The organism is Citrobacter sp. CtB7.12 (assembly GCF_001297795.1).
GTDB lineage: Bacteria > Pseudomonadota > Gammaproteobacteria > Enterobacterales > Enterobacteriaceae > Citrobacter_A > Citrobacter_A amalonaticus.
In genome coordinates, this window is the sequence record NZ_LIFT01000014.1 from 78,499 (window position 1) to 97,377 (window position 18,879).

At 52.7% G+C, this 18,879-nt stretch carries 15 protein-coding genes, 2 tRNA genes and 2 rRNA genes; 7 read left to right on the forward strand and 12 right to left on the reverse strand.

Annotated elements, in window-relative coordinates:
* The first annotated feature begins 309 nt into the window (after nucleotides 1-309).
* The 5 genes from AOY24_RS16725 to AOY24_RS16745 all read left to right on the forward strand — a co-directional run bounded on the left by AOY24_RS16725 (nucleotide 310) and on the right by AOY24_RS16745 (nucleotide 5,626).
* On the forward strand, nucleotides 310-1,599 hold the full coding sequence (locus AOY24_RS16725) for a glycosyltransferase family 2 protein (protein WP_082195305.1): 1,290 nt from the start codon (nucleotides 310-312) through the stop codon (nucleotides 1,597-1,599).
* A complete protein-coding gene (locus AOY24_RS16730) occupies nucleotides 1,596-2,285 on the forward strand; it encodes a methyltransferase domain-containing protein (RefSeq protein WP_044267336.1) in 690 nt (229 codons plus the stop codon). The genes AOY24_RS16725 and AOY24_RS16730 overlap by 4 nt, the downstream gene beginning before the upstream one ends.
* Nucleotides 2,282-2,674, forward strand: coding sequence for a GtrA family protein (locus tag AOY24_RS16735; RefSeq protein ID WP_054177005.1), 393 nt, complete (start codon nucleotides 2,282-2,284; stop codon nucleotides 2,672-2,674). The genes AOY24_RS16730 and AOY24_RS16735 overlap by 4 nt, the downstream gene beginning before the upstream one ends.
* Nucleotides 2,675-2,769: 95 nt before the next feature.
* Nucleotides 2,770-3,924, forward strand: coding sequence for a glycosyltransferase family 4 protein (locus AOY24_RS16740; RefSeq protein ID WP_054177006.1), 1,155 nt, complete (start codon nucleotides 2,770-2,772; stop codon nucleotides 3,922-3,924).
* Nucleotides 3,905-5,626: a hypothetical protein gene (locus AOY24_RS16745; protein WP_054177007.1), complete on the forward strand. Its 1,722-nt coding sequence runs from the start codon at nucleotides 3,905-3,907 to the stop codon at nucleotides 5,624-5,626. Before AOY24_RS16740 ends, AOY24_RS16745 begins: the two co-directional genes overlap by 20 nt.
* A gap of 54 nt (nucleotides 5,627-5,680) precedes the next feature.
* Here AOY24_RS16745 and ilvA read toward each other — a convergent pair whose 3' ends face one another.
* From ilvA to ilvL, 7 genes are all read right to left on the reverse strand, one after another.
* On the reverse strand, nucleotides 5,681-7,225 hold the full coding sequence (ilvA, locus tag AOY24_RS16750; RefSeq protein WP_043001785.1) for a threonine ammonia-lyase, biosynthetic: 1,545 nt from the start codon (nucleotides 7,223-7,225) through the stop codon (nucleotides 5,681-5,683).
* 2 nt (nucleotides 7,226-7,227) lie between these two features.
* Entirely contained in the window at nucleotides 7,228-9,078 is a 1,851-nt protein-coding gene (gene ilvD / locus AOY24_RS16755) for a dihydroxy-acid dehydratase (RefSeq protein ID WP_042998774.1), read from the reverse strand.
* A gap of 61 nt (nucleotides 9,079-9,139) precedes the next feature.
* Nucleotides 9,140-10,069 carry a branched-chain-amino-acid transaminase gene (gene ilvE / locus AOY24_RS16760; protein WP_042998773.1) on the reverse strand — a complete coding sequence of 310 codons (930 nt, stop codon included), beginning with the start codon at nucleotides 10,067-10,069 and terminating at the stop codon, nucleotides 9,140-9,142.
* Nucleotides 10,070-10,087: 18 nt separating this feature from the next.
* Nucleotides 10,088-10,351, reverse strand: coding sequence for an acetolactate synthase 2 small subunit (gene ilvM, locus AOY24_RS16765; RefSeq protein WP_042326055.1), 264 nt, complete (start codon nucleotides 10,349-10,351; stop codon nucleotides 10,088-10,090).
* A complete protein-coding gene (gene ilvG / locus AOY24_RS16770) occupies nucleotides 10,348-11,994 on the reverse strand; it encodes an acetolactate synthase 2 catalytic subunit (RefSeq protein ID WP_054177008.1) in 1,647 nt (548 codons plus the stop codon). The genes ilvM and ilvG overlap by 4 nt, the downstream gene beginning before the upstream one ends.
* 2 nt (nucleotides 11,995-11,996) lie before the next feature.
* On the reverse strand, nucleotides 11,997-12,047 hold the full coding sequence (ilvX, locus tag AOY24_RS25275) for a peptide IlvX (RefSeq protein ID WP_193762813.1): 51 nt from the start codon (nucleotides 12,045-12,047) through the stop codon (nucleotides 11,997-11,999).
* An 86-nt stretch (nucleotides 12,048-12,133) separates the two neighbouring features.
* Nucleotides 12,134-12,232 carry an ilv operon leader peptide gene (ilvL, locus tag AOY24_RS16775; RefSeq protein ID WP_001311244.1) on the reverse strand — a complete coding sequence of 33 codons (99 nt, stop codon included), beginning with the start codon at nucleotides 12,230-12,232 and terminating at the stop codon, nucleotides 12,134-12,136.
* A gap of 352 nt (nucleotides 12,233-12,584) precedes the next feature.
* On the opposite strand from ilvL, the gene AOY24_RS16785 reads away from it, so the two are divergent.
* Nucleotides 12,585-14,105 (forward strand): YifB family Mg chelatase-like AAA ATPase, encoded by a 1,521-nt coding sequence (locus AOY24_RS16785; RefSeq protein WP_054177009.1) that lies wholly within the window; start codon nucleotides 12,585-12,587, stop codon nucleotides 14,103-14,105.
* A gap of 25 nt (nucleotides 14,106-14,130) precedes the next feature.
* Here AOY24_RS16785 and maoP read toward each other — a convergent pair whose 3' ends face one another.
* Nucleotides 14,131-14,469 (reverse strand): macrodomain Ori organization protein MaoP, encoded by a 339-nt coding sequence (gene maoP, locus AOY24_RS16790; RefSeq protein WP_042326051.1) that lies wholly within the window; start codon nucleotides 14,467-14,469, stop codon nucleotides 14,131-14,133.
* 118 nt (nucleotides 14,470-14,587) lie between these two features.
* Here maoP and hdfR point away from each other — a divergent pair, with 118 nt between their 5' ends.
* The gene (gene hdfR, locus AOY24_RS16795; RefSeq protein WP_042998770.1) at nucleotides 14,588-15,421 is read left to right on the forward strand and encodes an HTH-type transcriptional regulator HdfR; all 834 of its coding nucleotides are present in this window, start codon (nucleotides 14,588-14,590) and stop codon (nucleotides 15,419-15,421) included.
* Between the two features lie 104 nt (nucleotides 15,422-15,525).
* Here the strand turns inward: hdfR and AOY24_RS16800 are convergent.
* The 4 genes from AOY24_RS16800 to AOY24_RS16815 form a co-directional block, all read right to left on the reverse strand.
* Nucleotides 15,526-15,601: transfer RNA gene (locus AOY24_RS16800), tRNA-Trp, on the reverse strand.
* Nucleotides 15,602-15,609: 8 nt separating this feature from the next.
* Nucleotides 15,610-15,686 (reverse strand) — tRNA-Asp (locus AOY24_RS16805).
* A 54-nt stretch (nucleotides 15,687-15,740) separates the two neighbouring features.
* Nucleotides 15,741-15,856: ribosomal RNA gene (gene rrf, locus AOY24_RS16810) — 5S ribosomal RNA — on the reverse strand.
* 96 nt (nucleotides 15,857-15,952) lie between these two features.
* A 23S ribosomal RNA gene (locus AOY24_RS16815) occupies nucleotides 15,953-18,859 on the reverse strand.
* Nucleotides 18,860-18,879: the final 20 nt, after the last annotated feature.

Consider the following 18,879-nt stretch of genomic DNA (forward strand, 5'->3'; position numbering starts at 1 on the left):
CATATTATCCACACAGGGTATATTAACTAGCACCCATTCATATTCCAAATCATTCAGAATATGAATTAAATTGAAGTTGCCATTAGATATATAGAGCCTATCCCAATAGGTGTACTTTTACAGTCATGTTGCAACACGGGTGGCACGGCACAAAAGGTTCATAGCCGGAATACGTGAGGAGGACTCGCTTCACACGCCTTTCAGGCTGCTCTGATGGTCGTTCAAACGCCTGCCCAGGTTCAGAATGCCAAATGTAATAGCCCATTGGGATAGACTCTTAATCCTGCTCATGGATCGGAGCTTACTATTATGCATTCAACGCATTTTCATCGATTTGGTTATTCAGATAATTTATTAACTCCCGCCAACTATATTTCTCGACAGGTTGCCTTCTCCCCTGTTGAGATACCGGCGGCAGAGCCCGCGCCCCTGGTTTCGGCAATCATTCCATGCCTGAATGAAGAACTTACGCTTGCTATCTGTATTAAGAAAGTAACAGAAGCGTTTACTCGCCTGGGTATTCAAGGTGAAATTATCATCGGTGATAATGGCTCAACAGACCAATCCGTTGAAATTGCAAAATCACTGGGTGCCCGAGTTATTCATCAGTCCGTCAAAGGTTATGGCGCAGCAATAAGCGCGGCTGCCAGTGCGGCAAAAGGTAAATATCTCATTATGGCTGATGCCGATGACTCCTATGACTGGAGCCAGCTAGATATTTTCGTCGATGCACTGGAAAGCGGTGCAGACTTTGTTATGGGTAATCGATTTGCTGGAGGAATTGAACCAGGGGCAATGCCTCCTCTGCATCGCTATCTGGGAAATCCACTGCTTTCCGGCATAGCCAGGCTGCTTTACCACTCACCCATTCGCGATTTCCACTGTGGGATGCGGGCCTTTACCCGCGAAGCATTTCAAAAAATGGCCACTCGTTCTACCGGTATGGAATTTGCCTCTGAAATGATCATTAACGCGCACCGCGCAAGACTCATCATTCATGAAGTGCCTATCAAGCTCTATCCGGACAAACGCAACCGCCCTCCTCATTTACGTTCATTTCGTGACGGCTGGAGACATCTGCGTCTTCTCATCGCTCATGCCCCAGACAGGCTCTATTTGATCCCTGGCTTTACGCTACTACTGCTCGGAGCTATCGGCCTTGCGCTACTTGCCGCAGGCCCCATAGAAATCAACGGTTACTATTTTGGTATCCATTTCGTTGCCCTGGCGACAATGTCGACGCTTATTGGTCTTATCGCGGTCCTGTTAGGCGTGCTAGCGAAGGTCGCCATCGCCATTAACCACCCGATTGCGGAAAGCCGGGTTATCCCCTGGCTCATGCGCTCGCACCCTCTCGAGTGGCTGGTATTCAGCGGATCTGTGCTTGCCATAGCCGGTTTTTTTGCCGACCTCCTCCTTGCTTTTCACTGGATATTTACCCGTGGCTCAATGGAACAGTCGGTACACATTGTTTTTGCCATCAGCACAGCCTGCATCGCTGGAGTGCTGATGGTCCTGGCCGGATTCGTACTACAGCTCCTGCTGGACAGCCTGAACCGGCATGATTCAGATACCTCACCGCAAGGACCCGGAGTATGAAAAGAAACAGGGCCACCCCTCGAATTTGGCACACTGACTGGTTGTTGTTACGTGCACTGGCGAGACGATTACGCGAGCAAGCAGAACGTCACATTCAGCCAAATACCTTCATGATCGACTTTGGCTGCGGCGATTCCCCCTATGCTGAAATGATGCGTCAGTTGAATATTAACTATTGTGGTGCCGATCTTGATGACAGCGGTACACTCAAAATTGACCCACAGGGACGTATCCCTTTAGCTGATGGTGCCGCAGGAGCCATACTTTCCGTCCAGGTACTGGAACACGTCAGAGATCTTGATGCGTATTGCGCTGAAATTCGGCGTTTGTTAAATGATGATGGTCTCTTGTTACTCTCCACGCACGGAACCTGGCTCTATCATCCTCATCCGGAAGATCACCGCCGCTGGACCCGCACCGGTCTCATATCCGATCTTACCGATCGCGGGTTTGTGGTTGAAGAAGTCGACGCTCTGGTTGGCCCATTGGCTACAACCACCATTATTCGCCTGACAGGTTTTGCGTTTTTCATCCGTCGGCTCCCCCTCATCGGCGGCGTTCTAGCCTCAGGTCTGGCCGTCATGATGAATCTGCGCGCCATGTTCGAAGATTATGTCACGCCGGCGCAAGTACGGCATGACAACGCCTGCGTATTTTTACTTCGTGCCCGGAAAGCACCCCGATGAAAATTTGCACCTCTTTTACTTATCTCTGCATTTCTGGCTGCTGTTTCCTGGGACATAATGCCATCATGATCGTGGCGGAAAGTTTATGCGTTGCGCTCTGGTTAGCGATCCTGTTGTCTTTCGCCATCATCGCTACCGTCGGTTATATCCTGCACAGCTTATTCACGTTTAAACAGCCGCTTTCATTTGCTGGCTTTGGCCGTTATACCATCAGCATGTTGTTGAATATCCCTCTTGCCTTTGTCAGCACCTGGATTTGGTATCACTGGCTGGAATTTCCGATGACCATCGCTGCGCCGCTTGCTTCGCTCTGCATGCTCGTGCTGAATTTTCTCCTTAGCCGTTGGGCTATCAGCACGTCAGGTCGCAGTAAAGCCATACAAATATGATTAACGTTCCCCTGAATCCGCACTATCAACAGAAGACGGTATCACACCATCTCGTGGTTTATCCCCATTCGATGCGTCTGGTGAGGGTCTAGCCAGTGAATATCTTGACGATCAGCCATTTCTACGAGGCACACGGCGGGGGTATTGAACGCGTTGCCGGGCATTTGTGCCGCCAGTTCGCACACCTGGGAGCGACACCGTATTGGGCAGCCAGCGCCAGCGATACGTTACCTACCGGTAATCTCAACATTATCGCGTTACGCTGCGTCGATCCGTTGGAGAAACTCACCGGTCTGCCAATGCCGTTACCTGGCCCTACAGCCATTTGCGCACTTAGCGACGCCGTCCGGCGTAGCGACGTGGTGGTGATTCACGATGCGCTCTATGCCACATCAATCCTTGGTATGATGATGGCCAAACTCCACGCGAAGCCCGTCATTCTGATTCAACATATTGCCGCCATTCCTTTCAGATCACCCGTACTGCGTCTGCTTATGCGGCTGGCTAATTTGGTCGTAACACGCCCGATGTTATGGGCCGCCGATGCCAGGGTATTTATTAGCGATACTGTCCGCCACGACCTGCTTGGGACCCCTGCGCGTTATCCGTATAAATTGCTGTTTAACGGGGTTGATAGCACCATTTTCTATCCCTCCGTGACTTCAGTATCCAGTCAAACTCCGCTGGCAAGATACAACCTCCCGCCTTGTGCCCGGCGCATACTATTCGTGGGTCGTTATGTTGAAAAGAAAGGGTTGTCGATACTGCACGCTCTGGCAATAACCAGACCGGAATGCCAGTTTTTACTGGCCGGAAACGGCCCACTTCGCCCCGCAGAATGGGGATTGAGCAACGTTTACGATCTTGGCGTTCAGGCCCCCCGCGCACTGGCAGAGCTTTATCGCTGTGCGGATGTTCTTCTGTTACCGGCCGTCGGAGAAGGTTATCCCCTTGTTATCCAGGAGGCAATGGCTTGTGGATTACCCGTCATCTGTGGTAGCCCGGCTCACAGAGCCGATCCCGTAGCGGCAAGCTGGATACATGGTGTGAACATAGACCTCAACGAGCCACAACGTTCGGCACAGTTCTGCTCTGTCGCAATAGATAACTGCGTGCTCTCCCTCCACGAACGTGAGGCCATGATTTGTTATGCCAGAGAACATTATAGCTGGCGAAAAATGGCGCAGGAAATCATGGAGTTGGTGCTAAATGGAGATGGAGATAAAGCCAATGGCAAAGCCAGAAGATAATAAAATGGATACCTCCGGCACGCTTTTTATTGGCGCCTGCCCGCGCAGGTTAACGCTCCTCCTTAGTGTGAGTATTGCCATTAAAGTTACGCTTATTTTCGTTTTTGCCTGGCATATTCTCTTGATCATGGATGAGTTTGCCCAACTTGGCTACGCCAAGTATTTTGCTAATGGACTATTCGACACGATTCACCCCCCTAAGGCCGTAGGGTTTGCGGTGTTTTATAAACTGGCTCACCTGATTGGCTGGGATGCGGTTTCGATCATTCTCGTCGCGCGGATGCAGACGGCACTCCTCGCTTGTGGAACCCTGCTGCTGGTCTATGCCTGCGCGCGTGCGCTGGGCGAGCAGCGCTTACGGGCGCTTTTTATTATTCTCGTTTTACTCTGTTTTACGAATTTTATGGAGCGCATCTTCCGCACCCGTTCAGAGCCCCTGGCGCTGTTTTTCGCCCTGGCCGCCGTGCTGGTAATTCTGCGCGGCCATACGCTCAACGCAAGAAAGATTTTTATCGCCGGTATCCTGAGCGGACTGGCGTTTTTAGTTACCCAAAAATCAGCGTTCTTCAATCTGGCGCTTGGGCTTGGATTGGTGATTGACGCTACGCTGCGCAAACATTTCATCGATGCTATCGTTCGCGGCTTTTACTTAACCGCCGGTTGGTTACTTCCTGCAATTGCCTATTGCTTTATATTTGGCGGCAGCGACCCGTTACGTATCGCTGAAGGTTTGATCTTCGGTCCGGTAGAAGTGGCGGTATACAGCAGCGAAGCCTATAACGGGATTCGCGTATATGTCTTGCAAACCCTTTTAGACAATACGCTTCTCTATCTGCTCTGTTTTAGCGGCATGATAATGGCATTAAAGCGCTGGAAAACCTTGAATGAAAAAACGCGCATCGCCCTGATTTTTTCATTCGTCATTACCACGTTAGTTTTCACTCATAACCAGCCCTGGCCCTATGTGTTTATTATGGCGCTACCGTTTATATCGCTCTGGTCCCTCGTCCCGCTAGATAGCCTTCTCGCCCAAAACCGCAGGCCAGCCACGAGATTATTTATCCTGGCGGTGACAACAGTAACCCTGGTTTCAAGCTACTGTCTCAATCTCAGCTACCTGAAAATTAACAATGTGCAACAACTTGAACTGGTTACCAGAGCAGAAGCACTGCTCAAACCTGACGAAAAGTATTTTGATGGTATAGGGATGCTGCCCAACAGGCTGGAGCCGACGACGCTATGGCTCGATGCCTGGTATGTTTTAAAGACACGGCGAGAAGGTAAACATTCCGAAGCCTGGCAAGTGCTGACTCAGTCCCCCCCGAAAGTCATTATATGGTCCTACCGGTTGAGTAATATCTATTCTGCTATCGCAGAAGCCATCGACAACAGCTACGTCAAGGTCGCGCCAAGTATAAGATTGGCGGGGCGACAACTACACATTGGCCGTCAGGAGGAATTTAACGTACCGCTGTCCGGAAGATATCAGTTGTACAGTGAAACCGGCACCCCCATATCAGCACAAATAAACGTGGAAGGGATCACACTCGCCCCGCCGGTTACTTTGTCGGCAGGCGCTAAAACTATCACCTTACTTAATGGTCCGGAGAAGGCGCTATTGTTGCCGGAAGGAAATTATGATGGGTTGTTCAAAGACGGAGATGATAACAATAAACTGTTTGCCCATACGTATTACCGTTGAGCTTACAAAAAAACAGGAGATAACCCGGTCAGGTCATCTCCTGTTAAGCCGCGGTTAGCCTGCAAGAAAAAAGCGGAATGCCGGGTTATGCGTTTCGTCGTGACACTCATAGCCCAGTTCTTGCAAACGCGTTTCGAAATCCGGTTCGTGATCGCCCAGTTCAAACGCGGCCAGTACGCGGCCATAGTCCGTGCCGTGGCTGCGGTAATGGAACAACGAGATATTCCAGTGGGTCCCCAGCGTATGCAAGAACTTGAGCAGCGCGCCGGGTGATTCCGGAAATTCGAAGCTGAATAAACGTTCCTGTAGCGGTTTCGATGGACGACCGCCAACCATGTAGCGTACGTGCAGCTTCGCCATTTCGTCGTCAGAGAGGTCAACCACGCTGTAGCCACCGTCGCGCAACAGATTCAGGATCTCCGTGCGTTCTTCCATCCCCCTGCTCAACCGGACACCGACGAAAATGCAGGCGTTCTTATCATCGGCAAAGCGATAGTTAAATTCAGTGACTGAGCGACCGCCCAGCAGTTGGCAAAACTTCAGGAAGCTGCCTTTTTCTTCCGGAATGGTCACTGCCAGCAGCGCCTCACGCTGTTCGCCCAGCTCGCAACGCTCGGAAACGTAGCGCAGACCGTGGAAATTGACGTTAGCGCCGGAAAGGATATGCGCCAGACGTTCGCCGCGGATATTGTGCTGAGCGACGTACTTTTTCATTCCCGCCAGCGCCAGCGCGCCGGAAGGCTCTGCGACTGCGCGAACATCTTCGAACAGGTCTTTCATCGCCGCACATATCGCGTCGCTATCCACGGTGATGATGTCGTCGAGATATTCCTGACACAGACGGAAGGTTTCATCGCCAATGCGTTTTACCGCGACACCTTCGGCGAACAGGCCAACGCGTGGGAGATCGACCGGATGGCCCGCATCCAGCGCCGCTTTCAGACAGGCGGAGTCTTCCGCCTCCACCGCAATCACTTTGATTTGCGGCATCAATTGCTTAATCAGTACCGCCACGCCCGCCGCCAGACCGCCGCCGCCGACCGGTACAAATACACGATCAAGATGCGCATCCTGCTGCAGCAGTTCCAGCGCCAGCGTCCCCTGACCGGCAATCACCATCGGATGATCGAATGGCGGAACCCAGGTAAAACCCTGTTGCTGCGACAGTTCAATCGCTTTCGCTTTCGCTTCATCAAAGTTTGCGCCATGCAGCAGCACTTCGCCGCCAAACCCGCGAACGGCATCGACTTTGATATCGGCCGTCGCAACAGGCATCACGATCAGCGCCTTCACGCCCAGACGAGCGGAGGAAAACGCCACGCCCTGGGCATGGTTGCCTGCAGAAGCGGTGATCACCCCGTGAGCTTTTTGCGCCTCGGTCAGCCCTGCCATCATCGCGTAAGCGCCTCGAAGTTTGAAGCTGTGAACGGGCTGCCGGTCTTCGCGCTTCACGAGGATCACGTTATCAAGGCGCGATGAGAGCTTTTCCATTTTTTGTAGCGGCGTCACCTGCGCCGCTTCGTATACCGGCGCGCGGAGCACCGCACGCAGATATTCTGCCCCTTCCGGGGCTGCTGACAGAGGTTGTGATTCGGCCATCATCAGCCTCCCAGTTTCGATTTATCGCGGACCGCGCCTTTATCGGCGCTGGTCGCCAGGCTGGCATAGGCGCGCAGCGCAAACGACACCTGACGCTGACGATTTTTCGGAGTCCACGCTTTGTCGCCGCGTGCTTCCTGAGCTTCACGACGCGCAGCAATTTCCGCATCGCTCAGTTGCAGTTGAATGCCACGGTTTGGAATATCGATAGCAATCATGTCACCGTCTTCAATGATCGCGATATTGCCGCCGCTGGCCGCTTCCGGTGAAACGTGACCAATGGAGAGGCCAGAGGTGCCGCCAGAGAAACGACCGTCGGTAACCAGTGCGCACGCTTTGCCGAGGCCCATCGACTTGAGGAAGGTGGTCGGGTAAAGCATTTCCTGCATCCCCGGTCCGCCTTTCGGCCCTTCGTAGCGGATCACGACCACATCGCCTGCCACCACTTTGCCGCCGAGGATCGCGTCAACCGCCTCATCCTGGCTTTCATACACTTTGGCCGGGCCAGTGAACTTCAGAATACTGTCATCCACGCCGGCGGTTTTGACGATGCAGCCATTTTCCGCGAAGTTTCCGTAAAGTACCGCCAGACCACCATCTTTGCTGTAGGCATGTTCCAGCGAACGGATACAACCTTCAGCGCGATCGTCATCCAGCGAGTCCCAGCGGCAATCCTGCGAGAACGCTTCTGTAGTCCGAATACCCGCAGGGCCTGCGCGGAACATCTGCTTCACGGCGTCATCTTGCGTCACCGTGATGTCATACTGCTCAAGGGTTTGCGGCAACGTCAGCCCCAGCACGTTCTTCACGTCCCGGTTCAACAGGCCCGCACGATCCAGCTCGCCCAGAATCCCCAGCACCCCGCCCGCACGGTGAACATCTTCCATATGGTATTTCTGCGTACTCGGCGCCACTTTGCACAGCTGCGGCACTTTACGGGAAAGTTTGTCGATATCACTCATTGTGAAATCGATCTCCGCTTCCTGCGCCGCCGCCAGTAAGTGCAGAACGGTATTGGTGGAACCGCCCATCGCGATATCCAGCGTCATGGCGTTCTCAAACGCTGCCTTGCTGGCTATGCTGCGCGGCAGCGCGGAGGCGTCATCCTGCTCGTAGTAACGTTTAGTCAGCTCAACAATGCGTTTACCGGCATTGAGGAACAACTGTTTACGGTCGGCGTGAGTCGCCAACAGCGAACCGTTACCCGGCTGTGACAGGCCCAACGCTTCGGTCAGACAGTTCATCGAGTTCGCGGTAAACATCCCGGAACAGGAGCCACAGGTCGGACAGGCGGAACGTTCAACCTGATTACTCTGATCGTCAGAGACTTTCGGGTCCGCGCCCTGGATCATGGCATCGACCAGATCGAGCTTGATGATTTTATCAGACAGCTTGGTTTTCCCGGCTTCCATCGGACCGCCGGAAACGAAGATCACCGGAATGTTCAGACGCAGGGAAGCCATCAGCATCCCTGGGGTGATTTTGTCGCAGTTGGAGATACAGACCATTGCATCGGCACAATGGGCATTCACCATGTACTCCACCGAATCTGCGATCAGCTCGCGCGACGGCAGTGAATAAAGCATGCCCCCATGACCCATAGCGATACCATCATCCACGGCAATGGTATTGAACTCTTTCGCCACGCCGCCGGACGCTTCAATCTGTTCAGCGACCAGTTTACCGAGATCGCGCAGGTGCACGTGTCCTGGCACAAACTGGGTGAATGAGTTCACGACGGCAATGATCGGTTTGCCAAAATCGGCATCCGTCATTCCGGTTGCGCGCCACAGCGCGCGGGCTCCTGCCATATTGCGGCCATGAGTGGTGGTAGCGGAACGGTACTTAGGCATGCGTTATTTACTCCTGGTGTCTGTAAAACGGGACGGTGCGTGCCGTCCCATTTATCTTTAATTATGAATTTACCTGATCCAACCAGCCCCATTTGTCCTCGGTTTCGCCGGTGAACAGGCCGAAGAACGCTTGCTGGATGCGTTTGGTGACTGGACCACAGCGGCCTTCGCCCACCTGAATGCCGTCAACGCTGCGAACCGGGGTGATTTCCGCCGCGGTACCAGACATGAAGACTTCATCCGCCAGATACAGGGATTCGCGGGACAGAACCTGCTCGCGCACTTCAATACCCAGTTCTTTCGCCAGTTTAATGATGGCGTCACGGGTGATCCCCGGCAACGCGGAAGAGGTAAACGGCGGGGTAAACAGCACACCGTCTTTCACTTCAAACAGGTTTTCACCGGCGCCTTCGGAGATGTAACCATTCACATCCAGCGCAATACCTTCCTGATAGCCATGACGACGCGCTTCGCTACCCACCAGAAGTGACGAAAGGTAGTTACCGCCCGCTTTTGCGGCGGTCGGGATAGTGTTAGGTGCGGCACGGTTCCACGAGGAAACCATTGCATCGATCCCTTGTTCCAGCGCTTCAGCGCCCAGGTACGCGCCCCACGGGAACGCAGCGATAATGACGTCGGTGGTGTATCCCGGAGGCGGGTTCACGCCCATGCCTACATCGCCAACAAACACCAGCGGGCGAATATAAGCGCTGGTCAGGTTGTTTTTACGGATCACCTCACGGCAGGCTTCCATCAACTCATCCACGCTCTGAGAGACCGGGAAACGATAAATTTTGGCTGAGTCATGCAGGCGTTGCATATGTTCACGATGACGGAACACCACCGGGCCTTTGTGCGAGTCATAGCAACGGATGCCTTCAAAGACAGACGTACCGTAGTGCAGCGCGTGGGACATCACGTGAACTTTCGCGTCTTCCCAACGAACCATCTCGCCATTGAACCAAATGTAATCAGCTTTTTTCGTCGTCATTTCTTCTTCCTGTCACGCTTACGCGCGGATTTGTTGTGATGTTGTTGTGCTCTGGCAGATGGCAACATGTGCCACATCCACCAGCTTACTTAACTGACTAAACAGTAAGTCGACCGACCGTGGACTGGCAACGGTCAATTCGATATTTATATTCTGCGCGTCACGGGCGGCTTCCATATTCATGGCACATACCTGAAAACCACGATGGCGTACCACACGTAAAACACGTTCCAGCGTTTCCGGGTTAAAGCGAGCCTCTACGGCGACCTGATGTTGCATCATGATAATTTCTCCAGCATTTCAGCGTTGCTGGCGCCAGGCGGCACCAGTGGCCAGACATTCTCAAGTTCGTCGATTGAGACATGAAGCAGGTATGGCCCGTCGCTGTTCAGCAGGGTATCGAGCGCCGCTTCAACCTGGTCTTTTCGGGTGATGTGTTGGCCAGGGATGCCGAAGGCGCTGGCTAACGTGAGGAAATCGGGGTTATCGGTTAAGGTGGTTTCGCTATATCGTTCCTGGAAAAACAGCTGCTGCCATTGTCGAACCATACCTAACCGTTGGTTATCCAGTAAAACTATCTTCAACGGTAATTGCTTACGTTTTACGGTGCCCAGCTCCTGAACATTCATCATGAAGGAGCCGTCACCGGAGATACAGATAACGGTGTCGTCCGGTCGCGCAACCTGCGCCCCAACGGCAGCCGGTAAACCAAAGCCCATCGTGCCTAAGCCGCTGGAGGTGATGAAATTCTCCGGGCGACTGTAGGTCATATGTTGTGCAGACCACATCTGATGCTGACCGACATCCGTCGTTACAACACAGTTGGCAGGCTTACGCTCCGACAGCTGTTTCAGCAGCAGCGGCGCGTAGATGGCCTCCCCTGGATGATCGTAGCGCCAGGTGTGGTCAGTACGCAGTTCCGCATTACGCTGACGCCATTCATCGATGTCGACCGGTTGTTGCAGCGCAGGCAGCAGCGCATTCAAATCGCCCTGCAAGGTGACATGCGCCCGGCGCAGTTTGTTCAGTTCAGCCGGATCGATATCCATGTGGATAACACTGGCATGGGGCGCGAAAGTATCCAGTTTGCCGGTCACCCGGTCATCAAAACGTGCACCTACGGCAATCAACAAATCACATTCCTGCACGGCAAAATTCGCGGCTTTGGTGCCATGCATGCCCAGCATCCCCAGATAGTAGGGATAATCCGCCTCAACAGCCCCCAGGCCTTTCAGCGTGCAGGTCACCGGCATTTGCGTTACCGCAATAAACTCACGCAGCGCCGGAACCGCCTGCGCCATCCCTACGCCTCCTCCCACATACAGCATCGGTTTTTGCGCCTGAGCCAGCATGTTACGCGCCTGCTCTACGTCAGCCTGAGGGAAAACTGCCGCGTTTTCGACGGTCGTGAAATACGGTTCCAGCGCCCCGCTGGCTAACTGGATATCTTTCGGGATATCAACCAGAACCGGACCCGGACGACCCGTGTTAGCGACCTCAAACGCCTCCGCCATGATGCGTGGCAGCTCTTCCAGTGACTGCACCAGGAAACTGTGCTTGGTGCAGGCCAACGACAACCCCAGTACGTCCACTTCCTGAAACGCATCAGTGCCGATGAACGGCGCAGCAACCTGCCCGGTGATCGCGACAACAGGGACCGAATCTAACAGCGCATCTGCAAGTCCGGTGATCAGGTTGGTTGCCCCCGGACCAGAAGTAGCGATGCAGACCCCCGTTTTACCGGTGGAACGGGCATAGCCAATGGCTGCGATCGCGGCCCCCTGTTCGTGTCGGCACAGCAGGTGTTCCACGCCACCGTCGTACAACGCATCGTAGACCGGCATAATTGCGCCACCGGGATAGCCGAATACGGTGTCGACCCCCTGTGCACGCAACGCATGTACCACCCACTGTGCTCCATTCATAGTTAGTTCCCCGTCATAAATCTGAAGAAACAGAATTTTATGCTGTTATTCATTTTCTGCTCCTCTGTTGTGTTTTTAAGGTCAAAAAAAACCCCCGGACCTTTCGGTGCGGGGGTCTTAGTTCGTTAAGGCTTGATTTTTAAGCCTTTCCTCGTCCAAGTGCAGCCCCGCACGGTGGGATAATAATCACCACCACGCTAATCACGACCAGGCTAATCACTCGTAGAAGGGCTGTCATTTTTGTCTTTTCTGGCATCTTGTTCGAAGGAATGCCTAAAGAGTTACCATAGATTTCGCCAATAGCACAAGATTTTTTTCTTTTCATTTTTCTGACTCAGCTAACGGATTAACGAAAACTCCTTGTTTTATATACAAAAACCAGGAATTGAAAAAAATTCACTATCTGGACGGAAGTAAACCCCTTTTTCATAACGTCGCAGGAGAGGAAAACGGATTGCGAGCGCCCTTCCAGAAAAAGAGAAGACGTAAACTAATTGCATTAAAAGTGCGGAATCTTCTGCGAATAAACATTATTTAGCAGTGATCTTGCACAGAGGAAATTAGACATAATAGTGGCATCTGGAGGGGCTATGTCACTGTCAATTGTTCATACACGCGCTGCGCTGGGTGTCAATGCACCGGCGATTACTATCGAAGTGCATATCAGCAACGGTTTACCCGGTTTAACACTGGTGGGGTTACCAGAAACGACCGTCAAAGAGGCGCGCGACCGGGTACGCAGCGCGATCATTAATAGCGGATATGACTTTCCCGCAAAGAAAATCACCATCAATCTCGCCCCTGCCGATCTTCCCAAAGAGGGCGGGAGATATGATTTACCTATTGCTGTGGCGCTTCTGGTTGCCTCTGAGCAGCTTACAACCCATAAACTCGACCAATATGAGTTAGTGGGTGAATTAGCGCTTACAGGTGCGTTACGCGGCGTTCCCGGCGCCATATCCAGCGCAACCGAGGCGATACGGGTGGGAAGGGGCATTATCGTGGCAAAAGAGAACGAAGACGAAGTCGGGCTGATTGAGGGTGAAGGATGTCTGGTTGCCGATCATCTACAAGCTGTCTGTGCCTTCCTGGAAGGAAAATATGACCTTAGCCATCCTGTTGTTAACAACGACACTATCAGTGTGTCATCAGATGATCTCAGCGATATTATTGGTCAGGAGCAAGGGAAGCGCAGCCTTGAGATCACCGCCGCAGGTGGCCACAATCTGCTATTAGTTGGCCCACCGGGTACGGGGAAAACGATGCTTGCCAGCCGTCTTAATGGCCTATTGCCGGCATTAAGTAACGAAGAAGCCCTGGAAAGCGCCGCTATCCTCAGTCTGGTTAACTCGACCAGCGTGCAAAAGTTATGGAAACAACGACCTTTTCGCTCACCACACCACAGCGCATCCCTGACCGCCATGGTTGGTGGCGGAACTATCCCCGCACCAGGCGAAATTTCTTTGGCACACAACGGCATACTGTTTCTTGATGAGCTGCCTGAGTTTGAACGACGCACATTAGATGCTCTACGTGAACCGATAGAGTCTGGTCAGATCCACCTTTCGCGCACGCGCGCTAAGATCACCTATCCTGCGCGCTTTCAATTGGTAGCGGCAATGAATCCCAGTCCCACCGGTCATTATCAGGGCAACCATAACCGCAATACGCCTGAACAGACATTACGCTATCTCAGTCGGCTATCGGGCCCCTTTCTGGACCGCTTTGATCTTTCTCTTGAGATCCCTCTCCCACCGCCAGGCATACTCAGCCAGCCCGGTGTAAAGGGAGAAAACAGCTTTACGGTTAAACATCGGGTCATTGCTGCGCGGGAACGTCAGCATAAACGCCAGGGCAAATTGAATGCACACCTGCAAAACAGGGAGATACGTGAACACTGCCCATTAGCAGATGAAGACGCGCAGTGGCTTGAAGAGACCCTCATCCATCTTGGATTGTCTATACGCGCCTGGCAGCGGTTATTAAAGGTATCGAGGACTATTGCCGATCTCGCGCAAGCCGAACACATTTCACGAAGACACTTGCAGGAAGCGGTCAGTTACCGGGCGATAGATCGACTGCTTGCTCACCTGCAGAAACAACTGACATAAAAAAAGGGCCTTCGCCCTTTTTTTATTAGTCATCAGACTCTGTGTAGTCCTCAGCACCTTCCATCTGCGGTTTACCGCCGGACAGGGTATGGAAACGTTTTGGACGCTTGATACGCGTCATATATTTGGACCAGACGCGTTCCGCTTCGGTCACTGGCTCACGTTCACCACGACATACCGCAACAAAGAGCTTCTCTTCTTCGGTAACCGGCTCGCGTTTTCCGAGATCCAGCTCGTTGAAGGCATAACCGTGACGTTCAAGCAGTTGCGCCTCTTTGATGGTGAAATCACCATGACGAGAGAATCCGCGTGGATAATATTTGTTGTCGAAATATCGATTAGTCGTCGTAAAGCTTTCCGCCATCCTGCACGCTCCTAATTCTTTGGCCGATCTATTTATGGCGCGGAGTATTAGTTACGCTTGACAGAGTGTAAAACAAAACATTTAAATCATAACGACAAATAATTTTGCGGAGAGCACTGTGGATACGGAATTGTTAAAAACTTTCCTGGAAGTTAGCCGAACGCGCCACTTTGGCCGGGCTGCGGAAGCGCTCTACCTGACTCAGTCGGCGGTAAGCTTTCGCATCAGACAGTTGGAAAATCAACTGGGTGTGAATCTTTTTACCCGCCACAGAAATAATATCCGTTTAACGGCGGCCGGCGAGAAGCTTCTGCCCTATGCGGAAACGCTAATGAATACTTGGCAGGCAGCACGTAAAGAGGTCGCCCATACATCCAGACATAATGAATTTTCAATCGGTGCCAGCGCCTCTCTGTGGGAGTGCATGCTCAACGGCTGGTTGGGACGCTTGTATCAGTCACAAGAGCCCCAGAACGGCCTGCAATTCGAAGCCCGTATTGCGCAGCGCCAGTCACTGGTAAAACAGTTGCATGAACGTCAGCTTGATCTGCTTATCACCACAGAAGCCCCAAAAATGGATGAATTTAGCAGTCAATTACTGGGGTATTTCACCCTGGCGTTATATTGCGCCAGCCCCTCAACGATGAAAGAGGCTCTGAATTATCTGCGCCTGGAGTGGGGGCCAGACTTTCAACAAAACGAAGTGGGATTGATTGCTGCCGATGAAGTCCCGGTACTCACCACCAGTTCTGCTGAACTGGCCAGACAGCAACTTCATGCTCTGAACGGCTGCACATGGTTACCCACACGTTGGGCAAAAGAGAAAGGAGGTTTGCATACTGTTGCAGACAGCGCAACGCTTTCGCGTCCGTTATACGCTATTTGGCTGCAAAATAGTGATAAACATGTACTGATCAAAGATCTTCTAAAGATAGATGTACTGGGAGAATAAGCAGAAATGAGATTGGCAAGGATGCCAGAAAAGGAAGAGATCGGTATCTGGAGGCGCGTTTTACAGACAAAAAAAATCCTTAGCAGATGCTAAGGATTATTTTCTGGCAGGGGCGGAGAGACTCGAACTCCCAACACCCGGTTTTGGAGACCGGTGCTCTACCAATTGAACTACGCCCCTAATTAGGGTGGCGGAACGGACGGGACTCGAACCCGCGACCCCCTGCGTGACAGGCAGGTATTCTAACCAACTGAACTACCGCTCCACCGAATTTTTCTACAACCACTGATTTTTACATCAGTTTACTGCTTAATTTGATGCCTGGCAGTTCCCTACTCTCGCATGGGGAGACCCCACACTACCATCGGCGCTACGGCGTTTCACTTCTGAGTTCGGCATGGGGTCAGGTGGGACCACCGCGCTACAGCCGCCAGGCAAATTCTGTTTATTAACCCGCCTTTCGCCGGTTAATCTAATCTGTAATCACGCTGAAAATTTTCTCTCAATCCGCCAAAACAGCTTCGGCGTTGTAAGGTTAAGCCTCACGGTTCATTAGTACCGGTTAGCTCAACGCATCGCTGCGCTTACACACCCGGCCTATCAACGTCGTCGTCTTCAACGTTCCTTCAGGACCCTTAAAGGGTCAGGGAGAACTCATCTCGGGGCAAGTTTCGTGCTTAGATGCTTTCAGCACTTATCTCTTCCGCATTTAGCTACCGGGCAGTGCCATTGGCATGACAACCCGAACACCAGTGATGCGTCCACTCCGGTCCTCTCGTACTAGGAGCAGCCCCCCTCAATTCTCCAGCGCCCACGGCAGATAGGGACCGAACTGTCTCACGACGTTCTAAACCCAGCTCGCGTACCACTTTAAATGGCGAACAGCCATACCCTTGGGACCTACTTCAGCCCCAGGATGTGATGAGCCGACATCGAGGTGCCAAACACCGCCGTCGATATGAACTCTTGGGCGGTATCAGCCTGTTATCCCCGGAGTACCTTTTATCCGTTGAGCGATGGCCCTTCCATTCAGAACCACCGGATCACTAAGACCTGCTTTCGCACCTGCTCGCGCCGTCACGCTCGCAGTCAAGCTAGCTTATGCCTTTGCACTAACCTCCTGATGTCCGACCAGGATTAGCTAACCTTCGTGCTCCTCCGTTACTCTTTAGGAGGAGACCGCCCCAGTCAAACTACCCACCAGACACTGTCCGCAACCCGGATTACGGGCCCACGTTAGAACACCAGCCATTAAAGGGTGGTATTTCAAGGATGGCTCCACACGAACTGGCGTCCGCGCTTCAAAGCCTCCCACCTATCCTACACATCAAGGACCAGTGTTCAGTGTCAAGCTATAGTAAAGGTTCACGGGGTCTTTCCGTCTTGCCGCGGGTACACTGCATCTTCACAGCGAGTTCAATTTCACTGAGTCTCGGGTGGAGACAGCCTGGCCATCATTACGCCATTCGTGCAGGTCGGAACTTACCCGACAAGGAATTTCGCTACCTTAGGACCGTTATAGTTACGGCCGCCGTTTACCGGGGCTTCGATCAAGAGCTTCTCCTTACGGATAACCCCATCAATTAACCTTCCGGCACCGGGCAGGCGTCACACCGTATACGTCCACTTTCGTGTTTGCACAGTGCTGTGTTTTTAATAAACAGTTGCAGCCAGCTGGTATCTTCGACTGATTTCAGCTCCACGAGTAAATCGCTTCACCTACATATCAGCGTGCCTTCTCCCGAAGTTACGGCACCATTTTGCCTAGTTCCTTCACCCGAGTTCTCTCAAGCGCCTTGGTATTCTCTACCTGACCACCTGTGTCGGTTTGGGGTACGATCTGATGTTACCTGATGCTTAGAGGCTTTTCCTGGAAGCAGGGCATTTGTCACTTCAGCACCGTAGTGCCTCGTCATCACGCCTCAGTGTTAAAGTGAACCGGATTTACCTGGAACACACACCTACACGCTTAAACCGGGACAACCGTCGCCCGGCCAACATAGCCTTCTCCGTCCCCCCTTCGCAGTAACACCTGGTACAGGAATATTAACCTGTTTCCCATCGACTACGCCTTTCGGCCTCGCCTTAGGGGTCGACTCACCCTGCCCCGATTAACGTTGGACAGGAACCCTTGGTCTTCCGGCGAGCGGGCTTTTCACCCGCTTTATCGTTACTTATGTCAGCATTCGCACTTCTGATACCTCCAGCATGCCTCACAGCACACCTTCACAGGCTTACAGAACGCTCCCCTACCCAACAACACTTAGTGTCGCTGCCGCAGCTTCGGTGCATGGTTTAGCCCCGTTACATCTTCCGCGCAGGCCGACTCGACCAGTGAGCTATTACGCTTTCTTTAAATGATGGCTGCTTCTAAGCCAACATCCTGGCTGTCTGAGCCTTCCCACATCGTTTCCCACTTAACCATGACTTTGGGACCTTAGCTGGCGGTCTGGGTTGTTTCCCTCTTCACGACGGACGTTAGCACCCGCCGTGTGTCTCCCGTGATAACATTCTCCGGTATTCGCAGTTTGCATCGGGTTGGTAAGCCGGGATGGCCCCCTAGCCGAAACAGTGCTCTACCCCCGGAGATGAATTCACGAGGCGCTACCTAAATAGCTTTCGGGGAGAACCAGCTATCTCCCGGTTTGATTGGCCTTTCACCCCCAGCCACAAGTCATCCGCTAATTTTTCAACATTAGTCGGTTCGGTCCTCCAGTTAGTGTTACCCAACCTTCAACCTGCCCATGGCTAGATCACCGGGTTTCGGGTCTATACCCTGCAACTTAACGCCCAGTTAAGACTCGGTTTCCCTTCGGCTCCCCTATTCGGTTAACCTTGCTACAGAATATAAGTCGCTGACCCATTATACAAAAGGTACGCAGTCACCCCATTAAAGAGGCTCCCACTGCTTGTACGTACACGGTTTCAGGTTCTTTTTCACTCCCCTCGCCGGGGTTCTTTTCGCCTTTCCCTCACGGTACTGGTTCACTATCGGTCAGTCAGGAGTATTTAGCCTTGGAGGATGGTCCCCCCATATTCAGACAGGATACCACGTGTCCCGCCCTACTCATCGAGCTCACAGCACATGCAATTTTGTGTACGGGGCTGTCACCCTGTATCGCCGGCCTTTCCAGACCGTTCCACTACCACACATGCTGATTCAGGCTCTGGGCTGCTCCCCGTTCGCTCGCCGCTACTGGGGGAATCTCGGTTGATTTCTTTTCCTCGGGGTACTTAGATGTTTCAGTTCCCCCGGTTCGCCTCGTTAACCTATGGATTCAGTTAACGATAGTGCAACGAATTGCACTGGGTTTCCCCATTCGGACATCGCCGGTTATAACGGTTCATATCACCTTACCGACGCTTTTCGCAGATTAGCACGTCCTTCATCGCCTCTGACTGCCAGGGCATCCACCGTGTACGCTTAGTCGCTTAACCTCACAACCCGAAGATGTTTC

What these genes read in the sequence shown, in the direction of transcription:
- AOY24_RS16735 (WP_054177005.1), top strand. Translation starts at nt 2,282, where the DNA reads ATGAAAATTTGCACCTCTTTTACTTATCTCTGCATTTCTGGCTGCTGT.
- ilvL (WP_001311244.1), bottom strand. Translation starts at nt 12,232, where the DNA reads ATGACAGCCCTTCTACGAGTGATTAGCCTGGTCGTGATTAGCGTGGTG.
- AOY24_RS16785 (WP_054177009.1), top strand. Translation starts at nt 12,585, where the DNA reads ATGTCACTGTCAATTGTTCATACACGCGCTGCGCTGGGTGTCAATGCA.
- AOY24_RS16730 (WP_044267336.1), top strand. Translation starts at nt 1,596, where the DNA reads ATGAAAAGAAACAGGGCCACCCCTCGAATTTGGCACACTGACTGGTTG.
- AOY24_RS16745 (WP_054177007.1), top strand. Translation starts at nt 3,905, where the DNA reads ATGGCAAAGCCAGAAGATAATAAAATGGATACCTCCGGCACGCTTTTT.
- maoP (WP_042326051.1), bottom strand. Translation starts at nt 14,469, where the DNA reads ATGGCGGAAAGCTTTACGACGACTAATCGATATTTCGACAACAAATAT.
- ilvG (WP_054177008.1), bottom strand. Translation starts at nt 11,994, where the DNA reads ATGAATGGAGCACAGTGGGTGGTACATGCGTTGCGTGCACAGGGGGTC.
- ilvM (WP_042326055.1), bottom strand. Translation starts at nt 10,351, where the DNA reads ATGATGCAACATCAGGTCGCCGTAGAGGCTCGCTTTAACCCGGAAACG.
- ilvA (WP_043001785.1), bottom strand. Translation starts at nt 7,225, where the DNA reads ATGGCCGAATCACAACCTCTGTCAGCAGCCCCGGAAGGGGCAGAATAT.
- AOY24_RS16725 (WP_082195305.1), top strand. Translation starts at nt 310, where the DNA reads ATGCATTCAACGCATTTTCATCGATTTGGTTATTCAGATAATTTATTA.
- ilvE (WP_042998773.1), bottom strand. Translation starts at nt 10,069, where the DNA reads ATGACGACGAAAAAAGCTGATTACATTTGGTTCAATGGCGAGATGGTT.
- ilvD (WP_042998774.1), bottom strand. Translation starts at nt 9,078, where the DNA reads ATGCCTAAGTACCGTTCCGCTACCACCACTCATGGCCGCAATATGGCA.